Genomic DNA, 17,594 nt, shown 5'->3' with positions numbered 1-17,594 from the left:
CAATTCACTTTGTACCTGTGGGAGCTACGCTTTGAGCACGACTAACCATGATCACCACGTCTATGTCCTGATGGGCGTATCTGGCAGTGGTAAATCCGCCGTCGCCAGTGAAGTGGCGCATCAAATCCATGCCGCGTTTCTTGACGGCGACTTCCTTCATCCACGCGCCAACATCATGAAAATGGCCGCAGGCGAGCCGTTGAATGATGATGACCGTAAACCCTGGTTGCAGGCGCTTAACGATGCGGCCTTTGCAATGCAGCGCACCAACAAAGTGTCGCTGATTGTCTGTTCGGCGCTGAAAAAGCGTTACCGCGATCTGCTCCGTGACGGTAACCCTAACCTCTCCTTTATCTACCTGAAAGGGGACTTCGATGTTATCGAAAGCCGCCTGAAAGCGCGTAAAGGCCACTTCTTTAAAACGCAAATGCTGGTGACCCAGTTTGAAGCCCTGGAAGAGCCGGGTGCGGATGAGCGCGACGTGTTGATCGTTGATATTGACCAGCCCCTGGAAGGTGTTGTCGCCAGCACAATTGAAGTGATTAACAAATAAAGGCAGTTCGTTGTGAGTACATTGACGCTTGTTTTAACAGCAGTTGGCTCTGTGTTGCTGCTGCTGTTTTTAGTAATGAAAGCGCGTATGCATGCTTTCGTTGCTTTGATGGTGGTTTCTATTGGTGCAGGGCTTTTTTCCGGTATGCCGTTAATCAAGATTGCGGCGACGATGGAAAAAGGGATGGGCGGGACGCTGGGCTTCCTCGCCATTGTGGTGGCTTTGGGGGCGATGTTCGGCAAAATTCTGCATGAGACCGGCGCCGTCGATCAGATTGCCGTGAAGATGCTCAAATCTTTTGGTCACAACCGCGCGCATTTCGCGATTGGCCTGGCCGGGTTGATTTGCGCGCTGCCTCTGTTCTTCGAAGTGGCGGTCGTTCTGCTGATTAGCGTTGCCTTCTCTATGGCGCGTCATACCGGTACGAACCTTGTGAAGCTGGTGATCCCGCTGTTTGCGGGCGTGGCGGCGGCCGCAGCGTTTCTGCTGCCTGGGCCTGCGCCGATGCTGTTGGCTTCCCAGATGCACGCTGACTTTGGCTGGATGATCCTGATTGGGCTGTGTGCGGCTGTTCCTGGAATGCTGATCGCCGGGCCGCTTTGGGGTAACTTTATCAGCCGCTATGTCGAGCTGCATATCCCCGACGACATCACTGAGCCGCATCTGGGCGAAGGTAAAATGCCCTCATTCGGCTTTAGCCTGTCGTTGATTCTGCTGCCGCTGGTGCTGGTGGGGCTGAAAACGATCGCTGCACGTTTTGTGGCAGAGGGTTCGGATCTCTACAACTGGCTTGAGTTTATCGGTCACCCGTTCACCGCGATTCTGGTGGCATGCCTGGTGGCGATTTATGGTCTGGCTATTCGTCAGGGCATGGCGAAAGACCGGGTCATGGAGATCTGCGGTCAGGCATTGCAGCCGGCGGGTATCATCCTGCTGGTGATTGGGGCTGGCGGTGTATTCAAGCAGGTGCTGGTGGATTCGGGTGTTGGCCCGGCATTGGGTGAAGCGTTGACCGGTATGGGCCTGCCGATTGCCGTGACCTGTTTTGTGCTGGCGGCTGCCGTGCGTATTATTCAGGGCTCTGCGACCGTTGCCTGTCTGACGGCGGTGGGGCTGGTGATGCCCGTAATTGAGCAACTGCATTTTTCCGGCGCGCAGCTGGCGGCCCTGTCGATTTGTATCGCAGGGGGGTCTATTGTGGTCAGTCATGTGAACGATGCTGGATTCTGGTTGTTCGGTAAGTTTACCGGTGCCACCGAAGCGCAGACGCTGAAAACCTGGACCTTAATGGAAACGATTCTGGGCACCACGGGGGCGATTGTCGGGATGATTGCCTTTACGCTGCTGAGCTGATGGTTTTCACCGGTTACTCCCGGATGCGGTGCGGTCTGATACTCTGACCCTGACCCTCTCCCACAGGGGAGGGAGCAAACACTAAAAAAGGCAACTTACGTTGCCTTTTTGCTTTTACGTTGTTAACCCTTCATCCACAAGCGGATGCCGTCCAGGAACATCTGGGTTGCGAGCATTACCAGTACCAGCCCCATTAAACGCTCAAGCGCGTTCACCCCTTTTTCCCCGAGCAGGCGCAGGAACAGCGATGATTGCAGCAATATCGCCACGGTACCGCCCCAGGCAATCAACAGCGCAATCACCAGATGGCCCATTTGATTCGGGTACTGGTGTGAAAGCAGCATCAGGGTGGCAAGCAGTGTCGGTCCGGCTACCAACGGAACGGCAAGCGGCACAATAAAAGGTTCTTCACCTGCGGGCAGACCCATACTGCTGCCGGACTCGCTCGGGAAAATCATCTTAATGGCAATCAGGAACAGGATGATGCCGCCCGAAATCGACACGGTTTCGGCTCGCAGGTTGAGAAATGCCAGAATATTTTCGCCCGCGAAGAGGAAAACCAACATCAGCACCAGTGCGATGAGCAGCTCGCGAATCATGATTTTCCGGCGGCGCTTCGGCTCAGTGTGCCGGAGCACTGACATAAAAATCGGCAGGTTCCCGAGAGGGTCCATAATCAGGATCAACAACACTGCCACCGAAATGATTTCGCTCATTATCAATTACCCATATTGCCGCTGATAAGCGGTATTTCTGATGGCTTGCCCATCATTGATTAATTTCACTTGCGACTTTGCGTGCATTTTGTAAGGTGGACTATTAGCGCCAGTTGGATACTGGCTCGCACTAACAGCACACACCTTCGCAGGAAATACGCTATGAAAAATGTTGGTTTTATCGGTTGGCGCGGAATGGTCGGCTCCGTACTCATGCAACGCATGGTAGAAGAGTGCGACTTCGACGCCATTCGCCCGGTCTTCTTTTCTACTTCCCAGCTTGGTCAGACAGCCCCGACGTTCGGCGGTAAGTCTACCGGCACGTTGCAGGATGCATTCGATCTGGAAGCACTGAAGGCCCTCGACATCATTGTCACCTGCCAGGGCGGCGATTATACCAACGAAATTTATCCAAAGCTTCGTGAAAGCGGCTGGCAGGGTTACTGGATCGATGCTGCCTCTTCCCTGCGTATGAAAGATGACGCCATCATCATTCTTGACCCGGTCAACCAGGCGGTCATTACCGACGGCCTGAACAAAGGCATTAAAACCTTTGTTGGCGGTAACTGTACTGTCAGCCTGATGCTGATGTCCCTGGGGGGTCTGTTTGCCAACGATCTGGTGGAATGGGTCTCTGTGGCTACTTATCAGGCGGCTTCTGGCGGTGGTGCGCGTCATATGCGTGAACTGCTGACGCAAATGGGGCAACTTCACGGCCACGTGGCTGCTGAGCTCGCAGATCCGGCATCTGCCATCCTCGATATTGAACGCAAAGTCACCCACCTTTCCCGCAGCGGTGAACTGCCTGTCGACAACTTCGGTGTGCCGCTGGCTGGCAGTCTGATTCCATGGATCGACAAACAGCTGGATAACGGCCAAAGCCGTGAAGAGTGGAAAGGCCAGGCTGAAACCAACAAAATTCTCGGCACTAGCACCACTATTCCTGTTGATGGTTTGTGTGTACGCGTTGGCGCACTGCGCTGCCACAGTCAGGCATTTACCATTAAATTGAAAAAAGATGTGTCTATCCCGACCATCGAAGAGCTGCTGGCGGCTCATAACCCGTGGGCGAAAGTGGTGCCAAACGATCGTGAAATCACCATGCGCGAACTGACGCCGGCTGCCGTAACAGGCACGCTGACCACCCCTGTAGGGCGTCTGCGTAAGCTGAATATGGGATCGGATTTCCTCTCTGCATTTACCGTAGGGGACCAGCTCCTGTGGGGCGCAGCGGAGCCGCTACGTCGCATATTACGCCAGCTTGCATAAGCTGAATTTGTTTAAAAAGGGGTGCTTGTCACCCCTTTTTTGTGCGTATTAACGGAGTGTACGCAGATGGCGATATTTTTCTCGGGGGTAAGATAAAGCGTTGGCTATGCTTTAAGTGGGGTGTTCACGCATTCTGCCTGAAGGTGGGACGGAGCAGAGAGGATGCACATTATGTGCTGCGCCGTTCAGGTCAAAAAAAATGTCACAGCTGGGCGTATAACCTTGCCGGGAAAGGTGTGACATAGATAACAAGGATTATACCATGTCTGTTTTTGTAGATAGAGACGTGATTAATGCGCTAATTGAAGGCCATTTCGCAGACCCCTTTTCCGTACTCGGCATGCACCAGACGGAAGCCGGGCTGGAAGTCCGTGCATTATTACCTGACGCGACCGAGGTCTGGGTCATTGAACCCAAAACCGGGCGCAAAGTAGGCAATCTGGATTGCCTTGATTCACGTGGTTTCTTTAGTGGCGTGCTGCCACGACGCAAAAACCCCTTTCGCTACCAGTTAGCCGTTATCTGGCATGGGCAGCAGAACCTTATCGACGATCCTTACCGCTTTGGTCCATTGATTCAGGACATGGACGCATGGCTGCTTTCCGAAGGCACCCACCTGAGGCCTTACGAAACGCTGGGCGCGCATGCAGATACTATGGACGGTGTGACCGGGACCCGTTTCTCTGTCTGGGCGCCAAATGCCCGCCGTGTGTCCGTGGTCGGGCAATTTAACTACTGGGATGGCCGTCGCCATCCGATGCGCCTGCGCCGTGAAAGCGGCATCTGGGAACTTTTCATTCCGGGTGCGCACAACGGCCAGCTCTATAAGTTTGAGATGATTGATGCGAACGGTAAGCTGCGGATCAAATCTGATCCTTACGCTTTTGAAGCGCAGATGCGCCCGGAAACGGCATCAATGATTTGCGACCTGCCGGAAAAGATAGAGCAGACGCAAGAGCGTAAAAAGGCCAACGAATTTGATGCGCCTGTCTCTATTTACGAAGTACATCTGGGTTCATGGCGTCGCCACACGGACAATAATTTCTGGCTCAGCTACCGTGAGCTGGCGGACCAACTGGTGCCGTATGCAAAATGGATGGGGTTCACCCATCTGGAGCTGCTGCCCATTAATGAGCATCCGTTTGATGGAAGCTGGGGCTATCAGCCGACGGGCCTTTATGCCCCGACGCGCCGTTTTGGCACCCGTGATGACTTTATCTATTTTATCAAAGCGGCTCATGCTGCCGGGTTGAATGTCATTCTGGACTGGGTGCCCGGCCATTTTCCGTCCGATGACTTTGGTCTGGCCGAATTTGACGGGACCGCGCTCTATGAACACAGCGATCCGCGTGAAGGTTACCATCAGGACTGGAATACGCTGATTTATAACTATGGTCGCCGCGAAGTCAGCAACTATCTGGTGGGTAATGCGCTCTACTGGATTGAGCGTTTTGGTATTGATGCACTGCGCGTGGACGCGGTTGCCTCCATGATTTACCGCGATTACAGCCGTAAACAAGGTGAATGGATCCCCAATGAATTTGGTGGTCGGGAAAACCTCGAAGCCATCGAATTTTTGCGCAGCACCAACCGTATCCTCGGCGAGCAGGTTCCTGGCGCGGTGAGTATGGCGGAAGAGTCCACCGACTTTGCCGGCGTCTCGCGTCCGCCATCGCTGGGCGGCCTTGGTTTCTGGTACAAGTGGAATCTTGGCTGGATGCACGACACGCTGGATTACATGAAGCTCGATCCGATCTATCGCAAACACCACCACGACAAACTTACCTTTGGCATGCTCTACAACTACACGGAAAATTTCGTGTTGCCGCTGTCCCATGACGAAGTGGTGCATGGCAAGAAATCCATTCTTGATCGTATGCCCGGCGATGCGTGGCAGAAGTTTGCCAACCTGCGTGCTTACTACGCCTGGATGTGGGCTTTCCCCGGTAAAAAACTGCTGTTTATGGGTAACGAGTTTGCGCAGGGGCGCGAGTGGAACCATGACAGCAGCCTCGACTGGCATCTGCTTGAAGGGGGCGATAACTGGCACCACGGCGTACAGCGTCTGGTACGGGATATGAACCACGTCTATCGTCATCACAAAGCGTTGCATGAACTGGACTTTGACCCGTATGGCTTTGAATGGCTGGTGGTGGATGACCATGAAAACTCGGTGTTTGTCTTTGTCCGTCGCGATAAAGCCGGGAATGAAATCATTGTTGTCAGCAATTTCACCCCAGTACCGCGCCATAACTACCGCTTTGGTATCAACCAGCCGGGACGCTGGCGTGAAGAGCTGAATACGGATTCTATGCACTATCACGGCAGCAATACCGGCAATGGTGGTGGCGTGCACAGTGATGAAATCCCGATGAACGGCAGGCCACAATCTCTCTCTGTGACGATCCCGCCGCTGGCAACCGTCTGGTTTGTGCGGGAGGGGTGATGACCAGGCTGACAGCAGGCAACGCGACGCCACCTGGCGCCCATGTGCAGAAAAATGGCGTGAATTTCACGTTATTTTCGGCACATGCGGAGCGAGTGGAACTGTGCATTTTTGATGACGAAGGCAACGAACAACGTTTTGACTTACCCGCCCGTAGCGGCGATGTCTGGCATGGTTTCCTGGCGGATGCGCTGCCTGGTACGCGTTATGGCTATCGTGTACACGGTCCGTGGGAACCGGGGCAGGGGCATCGCTTTAACCCGGCGAAGTTACTTCTCGATCCCTGTGCGCGCCGTGTCGAAGGTGACGTTAAAGACAGCCCACTGTTGCACGGGGGCTATGACGCTCCTGATCCGCATGACAGCGCGGCAATTGCGCCGAAAAGCGTGGTCGTGGATGACACCTTTGACTGGGGAAATGATGCCTCGCCACGCACGCCATGGGGCAATACGGTCATCTATGAAGCCCATGTCAAAGGGCTGACCTGGCAGCACCCGGATTTACCAGAAGAGATTCGCGGGACTTATAAAGCCCTTGGTCATCCGGTGATGATCAACTACTTCAAAACACTGGGTATCACCGCGCTGGAGCTGATGCCAGTGGCTCATTTTATCAGCGAGCCGCGTCTGCAACGTCTGGGTTTAAGTAACTACTGGGGCTATAACCCGCTGGCGCTGTTTGCACTTGAGCCGCGTTATGCCACCTCTCCTGAATTAGCCATCAATGAGTTTCGTGATGCGGTTAAGTCCCTGCATCAAAACGGTATTGAGGTCATTCTCGATATCGTGCTGAACCACAGTGCTGAAAGTGACCTGCATGGTCCGACGCTCTCCCTGCGCGGAATCGATAACCGTAGCTATTATTGGATCAGGGGCGACGGTGATTATGAAAACTGGACCGGGTGTGGAAACACGCTGAATTTGAGCAACCCGAGCGGTGTGGCGTATGCATATGCTTGCCTTAAATATTGGGTGGAAACGTTCCATATCGACGGTTTTCGCTTTGATTTGGCAACGATTATGGGGCGTACGCCGGGGTTCAGCCAGCAGGCGCCCTTATTCGAGGCAATTAAAAACTGTCCGCTACTCTCACAGGTGAAGCTTATTGCAGAGCCGTGGGACATTGGCGAAGGCGGTTACCAGGTGGGTAATTTCCCGCCATTGTTTGCCGAATGGAATGATCATTTTCGTGACGCTGCCCGCCGCTTCTGGCTGGAGCAGTCACTCTCGCCCGGGGAATTTGCCGGGCGCTTTGCCGCATCCAGCGATATGTTCCGTCGTGAAGGGCGTCTGCCCCATGCGTCGGTCAATCTGGTGACGGCGCATGACGGGTTCACATTGCGCGATTGTGTGAGTTTCAACCATAAGCATAACGAAGCGAATGGCGAGGAAAATCGCGACGGTACTAACAATAACCATAGTAATAATCATGGTATAGAAGGGTTAAGTAGCAGTCTTGATGTGACAGAAAGGAGGCGAACAAGCGTCCATGCCCTGTTAACAACACTGCTACTGTCCCAGGGAACACCAATGCTGCTGGCCGGTGATGAGCATGGTCATAGCCAGCACGGTAATAACAACGCTTACTGTCAGGACAACGCGTTGACCTGGCTTGACTGGCAACACGCTAACAGTGGGCTAATGGAATTTACCGCCGCGTTGATTCACCTTCGCCAGCGTATTCCCGCATTAACCCGGGATATATGGTGGGAAGAGGGCGATGGCAACGTGCGTTGGCTTAATACGGAAGCGCAGCCACTGAGTGTTGCGGAGTGGCAAAGCGGTGTCCGCCGCCTGCAAATTCTACTGTCCGATCGTGTACTACTGACGATTAACGGCACACATGAAGTCGCAGAGATTGCGCTACCAGAAGGGGAATGGCGTGCTATTCCTCCGTTTGCCGGTGAGGATAATCCGGTAGTGATGGCTGTCTGGCATGGGCCCGCGCACGGAGTGTGCGTCTTTGAAAGGTCATAAAAAAGGAGTTAGTCATGGTTAGATTAGATAAGAACGATCCCTTAATGTTAGCGCGCCAGCTGCCATTAAAATCTGTAGCCCTGATACTTGCGGGAGGGCGCGGGACCCGCCTTAAAGATTTGACAAAAAAACGCGCCAAACCCGCGGTTCACTTCGGCGGTAAGTTCCGTATTATCGATTTCGCATTATCCAACTGCATTAACTCCGGTATTCGTCGTATTGGTGTGATTACGCAGTATCAATCCCACACGCTGGTGCAGCATATTCAGCGTGGCTGGTCCTTCTTCAACGAAGAGATGAACGAATTTGTTGATCTCCTGCCTGCTCAGCAGCGTGTGCATGGCGAGAGCTGGTATCGCGGCACCGCTGATGCGGTTACGCAGAACCTCGACATCATTCGCCGCTATGGCGCGGAGTACATCGTCATTCTGGCCGGTGACCATATCTATAAGCAGGACTATTCACGCATGCTTATAGATCATGTCGAAAAAGGTGCGCGTTGCACCGTGGCTTGTCTGCCGGTGCCCATTGAAGAGGCAAGTGCATTTGGCGTAATGGCTGTGGATGAAAACGACAAAGTTATCGAATTTGTCGAAAAACCCGCCAACCCGCCTTCAATGCCGAATGACAGCACAAAATCGCTCGCCAGTATGGGGATTTATGTTTTCGATGCTGAGTACCTTTATGAGTTGCTCGAAGAAGACGACAAGAATGAAAATTCCAGTCACGATTTCGGCAAAGATATCATCCCGCTGATAACCAAGTCTGGCATGGCTTATGCACATCCCTTCCCACTGTCCTGTGTGCATTCGGACCCTGAATCAGAACCCTACTGGCGTGACGTAGGAACCCTTGAAGCGTACTGGAAAGCAAACCTCGATCTCGCATCAGTTGTGCCTGAACTGGACATGTATGACCGTAACTGGCCAATACGTACCTATAATGAATCTTTACCACCGGCGAAATTTGTTCAGGACAGATCGGGAAGTCACGGTATGACCCTGAACTCACTGGTTTCCGGTGGATGTGTAATATCCGGATCGGTAGTGGTGCAATCGGTATTGTTCTCACGGGTGCGTGTGAATTCGTTCTGCAATATCGACTCTGCTGTTCTTTTACCGGAGGTCTGGGTCGGACGCTCTTGTCGCTTGCGGCGTTGCGTTATTGACCGGGCCTGTGTCATCCCGGAAGGGACGATCATTGGTGAAAACGCAGAAGAGGATGCTCGCCGGTTCTACCGCTCCGAAGAGGGCATCGTACTGGTGACGCGCGAAATGCTGCGCAAGTTGCAACAAGAGTAACAGCATCGAGATAACCTTGCGCGGAAGGGGTCCGCGCGCTGTTTTTCCCGCTAACGTCCGCTAAATGTTAGCGGTTTTGACAGGAGCGATAATGCAGGTTTTACATGTATGTTCTGAGATGTTTCCGTTGCTAAAGACCGGTGGTCTGGCTGATGTTATTGGTGCATTACCTGCGGCACAAATTGCCGATGGCGTTGATACGCGCGTTTTGCTGCCTGCATTCCCGGATGTTCGTCGCGGCGTAACTGATGCTCAAGTGGTCACGCGGCGGGATACATTTGCTGGTCGTATTTCATTGCTGTTCGGACATTTCAACGGGGTGGGGATCTACTTAATCGATGCGCCGCATCTTTACGATCGTCCCGGGAGCCCGTACCACGATACTAATCTTTTTGCCTATACCGACAACGTCCTGCGTTTTGCTTTGCTGGGCTGGGTTGGCGCTGAGATGGCCAGCGGGCTTGACCCGTTCTGGCGACCCGATGTGGTTCATGCCCACGACTGGCATGCAGGGTTGGCACCCGCCTATCTGGCGGCAAAAGGGCGACCGGCGAAGTCAGTGTTCACGGTACATAACCTGGCTTACCAGGGGATGTATTACGCGCAACATATGAGTGAAATACAGTTGCCATCGTCGTTTTTTAATATGCATGGGCTGGAATTTAACGGACAGATCTCTTTCCTGAAAGCGGGGCTCTATTACGCGGACCATATTACGGCGGTCAGCCCGACGTATGCGCGCGAAATAACCGAGCCGCAGTTTGCCTATGGCATGGAGGGACTGCTGCGTCAGCGGCAAGTTGAGGGGCGTTTGTCCGGTATTCTGAACGGCGTTGATGAAAAAATTTGGGATCCGGCAACAGACCTGCTGCTCTCTTCGCGTTATACGCGGGATACGCTGGAGGAAAAGGCGGAAAACAAACGTCAGCTACAAATCGCTATGGGGCTGAAAGTAAACGACAAGGCGCCGCTTTTTGCGGTGGTCAGTCGCTTAACCAGCCAGAAAGGGTTGGATTTGGTGCTGGAGGCATTACCCGGTTTGCTGGAGCAGGGCGGGCAACTGGCGCTACTTGGCGCGGGCGATCCGGTTCTGCAGGAGGGCTTCCTTGCTGCGGCGGCGGAACATCCGGGGCAAGTCGGCGTGCAAATTGGATATCACGAGGCGTTTTCACATCGCATTATGGGCGGGGCAGATGTCATTCTGGTCCCGAGCCGTTTTGAACCCTGTGGGTTAACGCAACTTTATGGATTGAAGTACGGCACGTTGCCACTAGTCCGTCGTACGGGCGGGCTGGCGGATACGGTGACCGATAGCTCATTGGAGAATTTGGCAGATGGAATCGCCAGTGGTTTTGTATTTGAAGACAGTAATGCCTGGTCGCTGCTTCGCGCGATTCGGCGTGCTTTCGTGTTGTGGTCCCGTCCCTCCCTCTGGCGCTTTGTTCAGCGTCAGGCGATGGGCATGGATTTTAGCTGGCAGGTCGCTGCGCAATCCTATCGCGATCTTTACTATCGGTTGAAATAGTTTTCCAGGAATCACTTGTATGAATGCACCTTTTACATATGCATCACCCACATTGAGCATCGAAGCGTTAAAACATTCGATCGCCTACAAGCTGATGTTTACCATTGGTAAAGATCCTGTCATCGCCAACAAACATGAGTGGCTGAACGCTACATTGTTTGCGGTGCGTGATCGCCTGGTAGAACGCTGGTTACGCTCCAACCGTGCGCAGCTCTCTCAGGAAATGCGCCAGGTTTACTACCTGTCGATGGAGTTTCTGATTGGCCGTACCCTTTCCAATGCATTGTTGTCATTAGGTATTTATGACGATGTCAAAAACGCTCTGGAAGAGATGGGGCTGGATCTGGAAGAGCTGATCGACGAAGAAAATGACCCGGGCCTCGGCAATGGCGGGCTGGGGCGTCTGGCGGCCTGTTTCCTCGACTCGCTGGCGACCCTCGGCTTACCGGGCCGGGGCTACGGTATTCGCTATGACTACGGCATGTTCAAGCAGAACATTGTCGATGGACGGCAAAAAGAGTCCCCGGATTACTGGCTGGAATATGGTAACCCATGGGAATTCAAACGCCATAACACGCGCTACAAAGTGCGCTTTGGCGGGCGTGTGCAGCAGGAAGGTAAAAAGTCCCATTGGCTGGAAACCGAAGAGATTCTGGCTGTGGCCTACGACCAAATTATTCCAGGCTACGATACTGACGCGACGAACACCCTGCGTTTGTGGAATGCGCAGGCGAGTAGCGAAATCAATCTGGGTAAATTTAACCAGGGTGATTATTTTGCGGCGGTGGAAGATAAAAACCACTCCGAAAACGTATCTCGCGTACTTTATCCGGACGACTCGACCTATTCAGGCCGGGAATTACGCCTTCGTCAGGAGTATTTCCTGGTATCGGCAACTGTGCAGGATATTTTGAGCCGCCACTATCAGCTACACAAAACGTATAGCAATCTGGCGGAGAAAACGGCGATTCACCTGAATGATACCCATCCGGTGTTGTCGATCCCCGAATTAATGCGTCTGCTGATTGATGAGCATAAATTCTCATGGGATGAGGCGTTCGAGGTGACCTGTCAGGTGTTCTCATACACCAACCATACGCTGATGAGCGAAGCGCTGGAAACCTGGCCGATTGATATGCTCGGTAAGATCCTGCCGCGCCATCTGCAGATCATCTTTGAAATTAATGACTACTTCCTGAAAACCATTCAGGAACAGTACCCTAACGATATCGACCTGCTGAGTCGTGTGTCGATTATCGATGAGTCGAACGGACGTCGCGTGCGCATGGCATGGCTGGCTGTGGTGGTGAGCCATAAAGTGAATGGCGTGTCTGAATTGCACTCTAACCTGATGGTACAGTCCCTGTTTGCTGATTTCGCCAACATTTTCCCCATGCGCTTTACTAACGTGACCAACGGTGTCACACCGCGCCGCTGGCTGGCATTGGCGAACCCGCCGTTGTCTGGCGTGCTGGATCAAAACATTGGCCGCACCTGGCGTACCGATTTGAGCCAGCTCAGTGAGCTGGAACAGCATATCGACTACCCGACGGTAAATCAGGCGATTCGTCATGCCAAGCTGGAGAACAAAAAGCGCCTGGCGGCAGTAATAGGCCAGCAGCTTAATGTGGTGGTCAACCCGAAAGCGCTCTTCGATGTGCAAATCAAACGTATCCACGAATACAAGCGGCAGCTGATGAATGTGCTGCATGTGATCACTCGCTACAACCGTATCAAAGCGGATCCGACAGCGGAGTGGGTGCCGCGCGTCAATATTTTCGCGGGTAAAGCGGCATCGGCGTACTACATGGCGAAGCACATCATCCACCTTATCAATGATGTGGCTGCGGTGATCAACAATGATCCACAAATTGGCGATAAGCTGAAAGTCGTTTTTATCCCCAACTACAGCGTTAGTCTCGCGCAGGTGATCATCCCGGCGGCAGATCTCTCTGAGCAGATCTCCCTGGCAGGGACGGAAGCGTCCGGCACCAGTAACATGAAGTTTGCCCTCAATGGCGCGTTGACCATCGGTACACTGGATGGTGCAAACGTAGAAATGCTTGAGCATGTCGGGGCGGATAACATTTTCATTTTTGGCAATACTGCCGAAGAGGTGGAGGCGTTGCGTCGTAAAGGTTATTCACCGCGCGAATACTACGAACAAGATGAGGAGCTGCATCAGGTACTGACGCAAATCGCGACTGGCCTGTTCAGTCCGAATGAGCCGGGACGCTATCGTGACCTCGTGGACTCGCTGATTAACTTTGGCGACCATTATCAGGTGCTGGCCGATTATCGCAGCTACGTTGATTGCCAGGACAAGGTAGACGAGCTCTATCGTACCCCGGAAGAGTGGACTACGAAGGCGATGCACAACATTGCCAATATGGGCTACTTCTCATCTGACAGAACGATTCAGGAATACGCAGAGCAGATCTGGCATATCGATCCGGTACGCCTGTAAGTCATCATGGTTTTCAACACCAAAATCTCACGGAGCCTCAGGGCTCCGTTTTTTCAGTATATAAAAGGAGACGAGCCACTCTGTAATGGGTCGATAAATAAGGCTGAGCCAGAGGCGGGTGGTGGTGAAGATGGTTTAAATCAGGTTAGTGCTATTTCGTCGCGAGCCCATGCTGTAGCTGCAAAGGCCGGCAAAATAGCACCGTAAAAAACCCGCTGCGCATGCGTCAGCGGGTTTTTCATCATTAAGAAGCCAGCGACAGTTCCGCTTTGCTGTGGCGTGTCAGCCACTGGGCCACACGGGACTGCTCGTCGGCACTGAGCCACATGCCCAGTTTGGTTCGACGCCAGATAGCATCGTCCAGACGGCGCACCCACTCATGTTCAACCAGGTAACGCAGTTCGGCTTCATAAAGTTCATGGCCGAAATGTTCGCCCAGGTCTTCAATTGAGCCTGCCTGACCCAGAATCAGCTCACTATTGCTGCCATAGGTTCGGGCGTAATGGCGAGCCAGCGATTCGGTAATGAACGGGTAACGGCGACGCAGTTTCGCGGCGTAATCATCGCGATCGCCCGCCAGTTCACCGCCGGGTAATACACAGTTTTTGGTCCATGCCGGGCCGATACCTTCATAGTAGGAGGCCAGTTTTTCCATCGCATGTTCAGCCAGCTTGCGGTAGGTTGTGAGCTTGCCGCCAAATACGGAAAGCAGCGGCGCTTTACCGTCCTGATCGTGAATATCCAGCGTGTAGTCGCGGGTGATGGCCTGTGGAGAATCTGACTCATCGTCGCACAACGGACGCACACCGGAGTAAGTCCAGACAATATCATTGCGCGTCAGCTGCTTTTTAAAGTGCGCGTTATATACCTTCAACAGGTAATTCACTTCACTCTCTTCAATTTCGACGTTTTTCGGGTCGCCTTTATATTCCACGTCGGTGGTGCCGATGATAGAAAATTCATCCATCCACGGAATCACAAAAACGATACGCTTATCTTCGTTTTGCAGAATATAAGCCTGCTTTTGCGAATGCACGCGCGGCACCACGATATGGCTGCCTTTGATCAGGCGAATACCGTACGGAGACGGCAAATGCATTCCGTCATCAAAGAACTGTTTAACCCATGGGCCGGTTGCATTGACCAGACCGCGTGCTTGCCAGCTAAATTTTTCCCCGGTGTCGATATCTTCTGCTTCAACAATCCACAGACCGTTTTCACGTTTTGCTGAGATGGCTCGGGTGCGGGTGCGCACTTCGCCGCCTTTTTTGACAACCATCTGTGCATTCGCCAGTACCAGACGCGCATCATCGACCCAGCAGTCAGAATATTCGAAACCGCGCACGATTTCAGGTTTGAGGACCGATTCTGAGCCAAAACGCAAACTTTGCGATCCGGGTAAACTGGTGCGTTTCCCCAGATTATCGTACATAAAAAGACCGATACGGATCATCCATGCCGGACGTAAGTGGGGCCGATGCGGCAGGCGGAAGCGCATCGGGAAGGCAATGTGCGGCGCCATTTTCAATAGTACTTCACGTTCGGCAAGCGCCTCGCTAACCAGACGAAATTCATAGTGTTCAAGGTAGCGCAGGCCACCATGAATCAATTTTGAGCTGGCGCTGGAGGTTGCGCAAGCTAAGTCCTGTGCTTCAAGCATCAGCACGGATAAACCTCGCCCGGCGGCGTCTGCCGCGATACCGGCACCGTTGATGCCCCCGCCAATAACGATCAGATCTTTGGTTTCCATGCTCCCCTCACGCGCTTTCGTTAAAGCTCAAAAATGTTCGATATCGCTCATAATAGCAAAAGATCGCGCTTTTGGTAACATCAGAAAAACAATTTAGAGTGATATACATAACATAATGGTGTTTCTCCACCTGGAGGACGTACACTAAGCGGTAAACTTATGCTGCCCGCTTTTATCGCCCTGTCGGGTGTGAAAGGAAGCAGGCGTACCACCTGCCATACATAAAAGAAAAGAGATCAGAATGGATCATTTTGTCTGTATTAATGTTGAAGAGGCCCACCAGAAACTGCAGCTTAAGCAGGCGGTTCTGGTCGATATTCGTGACCCACAAAGCTATGCGATTGGCCACACGCCGGGCGCTTTTCATTTAACTAACGACACGCTCGGTGCGTTTATGCGCGAAACCGACTTCGATACCCCGGTGATGGTGATGTGCTACCACGGCAATAGCAGTAAAGGTGCGGCGCAATACCTGCTCCAGCAAGGTTATGATGCGGTATTCAGCGTCGATGGTGGCTTTGATGCCTGGCACCGTCACTTTCCAGCGGAAGTCGAGCAGGGATCCCTTTAGAGAGGGATGAATCTGCCGCTATACTGTGCTCTTTTCCAGAGACAAAGCGACCGCCAGCCATGTTGATGATTACATCATTTACCAACCCGCGCGTCGCCCAGGCGTTTGTCGATTACATGCAAACACAGGGCGTCATTCTTACCATTCAACATCACTCGCATAGCGATATCTGGCTGGCAGACGAGAGCCAGGCTGAGCGTGTGAAAGCTGAACTGGCGCGTTTCCTGGAAAATCCTACCGATCCGCGTTATCTCGCCGCAAGCTGGCAATCCGGAGAAACAGGCAGCGGTTTACGGTACCGTGGATTTCCTCTGCGCGCGGCGCTGAGTGAACGCGGGGGGCCGATTACCGTCTCTGTCTTCGCCGCTTGCGTGCTGGTTTATATCCTGATGAGTATGTATGGCGATCAGGCCATTATGGTCTGGCTTGCCTGGCCCTACGATGCCTCGGTGCAATTTGAAGCCTGGCGCTACTTTAGCCATGCGCTAATGCACTTTTCGCTGGTTCATATCATCTTTAACCTGTTCTGGTGGTGGTATCTTGGCGGAGCAGTTGAAAAACGTCTGGGAAGCGGCAAGCTGGTGGTAATCACGCTTATAAGCGCATTACTGAGCGGCTTTTTACAGTACAAACTGGCGGGACCGTGGTTTGGTGGTCTGTCAGGTGTGGTCTATGCACTGATTGGTTATGTGTGGCTACGCGGTGAGCGAGACCCGGCACGCCCGGTCTGGCTGCCTCGTGGACTGGTTATTTTTACGGTCGTGTTACTGGTTGCTGACTGGTTTGGCATCTCAGCAGTGGATACGGCTATCGGCGCCCACACCGGCGGGCTGGTGATTGGTCTTGCAATGGCGCTGGTAGATACATTGAATGCGCGAAAACGAACATAATTATCCAGAGACATTTCATGAAACAAACACAACGTCATGACGCGATCATTGAACTGGTTAAACAGCAGGGATATGTCAGCACGGAAGAACTGGTAGAGCAATTCTCGGTAAGTCCACAGACTATTCGCCGCGATCTGAACGATCTGGCTGATCAAAATAAAATCCTCCGCCACCACGGTGGCGCTGCGCTTCCTTCCAGCTCAGTCAATACCTCCTGGCATGACCGTAAGGCGACGCAAACGGCGGAGAAAGAACGGATTGCCCGTAAAGTGGCCAGCCAGATCCCGAACGGTGCAACGTTGTTTATTGATATTGGAACTACCCCGGAAGCCGTGGCGCACGCGCTACTCGATCACAGCGATTTACGCGTGGTGACTAACAACCTGAATGTGGCGAATACGCTGCTGAAAAAAGAAGATTTCCGCGTCATCCTCGCTGGCGGCGAATTGCGTAGCCGTGACGGTGGCATTGTAGGCGAAGCCACGCTGGACTTTATTTCTCAGTTCCGTCTGGACTTTGGCATTCTTGGTATCAGTGGCATTGACGCTGATGGTTCGCTGCTGGAGTTTGACTATCACGAAGTGCGCACCAAACGGGCGATCATTGAAAACTCTCGCCATGCGATGTTGGTAGTGGATCACTCGAAGTTTGGACGCAACGCGATGGTTAATATGGGCAGTATCAGCATGGTGAATGCAGTGTACACCGATACCATGCCACCAGCAGGCGTTATGCAGGTCATCACCAGTAATAACATCCAGTTAGAGTTGTGCTAAG

The 17,594-nt window shown here is 53.0% G+C and carries 13 protein-coding genes; 11 read left to right on the top strand and 2 right to left on the bottom strand.

Annotated elements, in window-relative coordinates; all coding sequences use genetic code 11:
* Positions 1-31: 31 nt before the first annotated feature.
* Complete coding sequence (gntK, locus tag AAIG39_RS03155; RefSeq protein WP_090083942.1) at positions 32-553, top strand: gluconokinase; 522 nt, start codon at positions 32-34, stop codon at positions 551-553.
* Between the two features lie 12 nt (positions 554-565).
* Entirely contained in the window at positions 566-1,906 is a 1,341-nt protein-coding gene (gene gntU, locus AAIG39_RS03150; protein WP_132440226.1) for a gluconate transporter, read from the top strand.
* Positions 1,907-2,028: 122 nt separating this feature from the next.
* Here gntU and AAIG39_RS03145 read toward each other — a convergent pair whose 3' ends face one another.
* A complete protein-coding gene (locus AAIG39_RS03145) occupies positions 2,029-2,622 on the bottom strand; it encodes a YhgN family NAAT transporter (protein WP_090083945.1) in 594 nt (197 codons plus the stop codon).
* A 162-nt stretch (positions 2,623-2,784) separates the two neighbouring features.
* On the opposite strand from AAIG39_RS03145, the gene asd reads away from it, so the two are divergent.
* From asd to glgP, 6 genes are all read left to right on the top strand, one after another.
* Positions 2,785-3,891, top strand: a complete 1,107-nt coding sequence (gene asd / locus AAIG39_RS03140) for an aspartate-semialdehyde dehydrogenase (protein WP_343193173.1) — start codon at positions 2,785-2,787, stop codon at positions 3,889-3,891.
* Positions 3,892-4,153: 262 nt separating this feature from the next.
* On the top strand, positions 4,154-6,337 hold the full coding sequence (gene glgB / locus AAIG39_RS03135) for a 1,4-alpha-glucan branching enzyme (RefSeq protein WP_343193172.1): 2,184 nt from the start codon (positions 4,154-4,156) through the stop codon (positions 6,335-6,337).
* Positions 6,337-8,313, top strand: coding sequence for a glycogen debranching protein GlgX (glgX, locus tag AAIG39_RS03130; protein WP_343193171.1), 1,977 nt, complete (start codon positions 6,337-6,339; stop codon positions 8,311-8,313). The genes glgB and glgX overlap by 1 nt, the downstream gene beginning before the upstream one ends.
* Positions 8,314-8,327: 14 nt before the next feature.
* The gene (gene glgC, locus AAIG39_RS03125) at positions 8,328-9,614 is read left to right on the top strand and encodes a glucose-1-phosphate adenylyltransferase (protein ID WP_085006299.1); all 1,287 of its coding nucleotides are present in this window, start codon (positions 8,328-8,330) and stop codon (positions 9,612-9,614) included.
* Positions 9,615-9,705: 91 nt separating this feature from the next.
* On the top strand, positions 9,706-11,139 hold the full coding sequence (gene glgA / locus AAIG39_RS03120) for a glycogen synthase GlgA (RefSeq protein WP_090083952.1): 1,434 nt from the start codon (positions 9,706-9,708) through the stop codon (positions 11,137-11,139).
* 19 nt (positions 11,140-11,158) lie between these two features.
* Positions 11,159-13,606, top strand: a complete 2,448-nt coding sequence (glgP, locus tag AAIG39_RS03115; protein ID WP_090083953.1) for a glycogen phosphorylase — start codon at positions 11,159-11,161, stop codon at positions 13,604-13,606.
* A 244-nt stretch (positions 13,607-13,850) separates the two neighbouring features.
* Here glgP and glpD read toward each other — a convergent pair whose 3' ends face one another.
* Positions 13,851-15,356, bottom strand: coding sequence for a glycerol-3-phosphate dehydrogenase (gene glpD / locus AAIG39_RS03110; RefSeq protein WP_090083955.1), 1,506 nt, complete (start codon positions 15,354-15,356; stop codon positions 13,851-13,853).
* Positions 15,357-15,597: 241 nt separating this feature from the next.
* Between glpD and glpE the strand changes: the two genes are divergently transcribed.
* Genes glpE through AAIG39_RS03095 form a run of 3 tightly spaced genes read left to right on the top strand, consistent with a single transcriptional unit; the run spans position 15,598 to position 17,593 of the window.
* On the top strand, positions 15,598-15,927 hold the full coding sequence (glpE, locus tag AAIG39_RS03105; RefSeq protein ID WP_090083957.1) for a thiosulfate sulfurtransferase GlpE: 330 nt from the start codon (positions 15,598-15,600) through the stop codon (positions 15,925-15,927).
* Between the two features lie 59 nt (positions 15,928-15,986).
* Complete coding sequence (glpG, locus tag AAIG39_RS03100; RefSeq protein WP_090083959.1) at positions 15,987-16,817, top strand: rhomboid family intramembrane serine protease GlpG; 831 nt, start codon at positions 15,987-15,989, stop codon at positions 16,815-16,817.
* 17 nt (positions 16,818-16,834) lie between these two features.
* The gene (locus AAIG39_RS03095) at positions 16,835-17,593 is read left to right on the top strand and encodes a DeoR/GlpR family transcriptional regulator (protein WP_090083961.1); all 759 of its coding nucleotides are present in this window, start codon (positions 16,835-16,837) and stop codon (positions 17,591-17,593) included.
* Position 17,594: the final 1 nt, after the last annotated feature.

The organism is Phytobacter palmae (assembly GCF_039409775.1).
GTDB lineage: Bacteria > Pseudomonadota > Gammaproteobacteria > Enterobacterales > Enterobacteriaceae > Phytobacter > Phytobacter palmae.
Note: the sequence above shows the minus strand (reverse complement) of the source record. Positions and strands in the feature narration are given on the sequence as shown.

What these genes read in the sequence shown, in the direction of transcription:
- AAIG39_RS03145 (WP_090083945.1), bottom strand. Translation starts at nt 2,622, where the DNA reads ATGAGCGAAATCATTTCGGTGGCAGTGTTGTTGATCCTGATTATGGAC.
- asd (WP_343193173.1), top strand. Translation starts at nt 2,785, where the DNA reads ATGAAAAATGTTGGTTTTATCGGTTGGCGCGGAATGGTCGGCTCCGTA.
- glgB (WP_343193172.1), top strand. Translation starts at nt 4,154, where the DNA reads ATGTCTGTTTTTGTAGATAGAGACGTGATTAATGCGCTAATTGAAGGC.
- glgX (WP_343193171.1), top strand. Translation starts at nt 6,337, where the DNA reads ATGACCAGGCTGACAGCAGGCAACGCGACGCCACCTGGCGCCCATGTG.
- glgC (WP_085006299.1), top strand. Translation starts at nt 8,328, where the DNA reads ATGGTTAGATTAGATAAGAACGATCCCTTAATGTTAGCGCGCCAGCTG.
- glgA (WP_090083952.1), top strand. Translation starts at nt 9,706, where the DNA reads ATGCAGGTTTTACATGTATGTTCTGAGATGTTTCCGTTGCTAAAGACC.
- glgP (WP_090083953.1), top strand. Translation starts at nt 11,159, where the DNA reads ATGAATGCACCTTTTACATATGCATCACCCACATTGAGCATCGAAGCG.
- glpD (WP_090083955.1), bottom strand. Translation starts at nt 15,356, where the DNA reads ATGGAAACCAAAGATCTGATCGTTATTGGCGGGGGCATCAACGGTGCC.
- glpE (WP_090083957.1), top strand. Translation starts at nt 15,598, where the DNA reads ATGGATCATTTTGTCTGTATTAATGTTGAAGAGGCCCACCAGAAACTG.
- glpG (WP_090083959.1), top strand. Translation starts at nt 15,987, where the DNA reads ATGTTGATGATTACATCATTTACCAACCCGCGCGTCGCCCAGGCGTTT.
- AAIG39_RS03095 (WP_090083961.1), top strand. Translation starts at nt 16,835, where the DNA reads ATGAAACAAACACAACGTCATGACGCGATCATTGAACTGGTTAAACAG.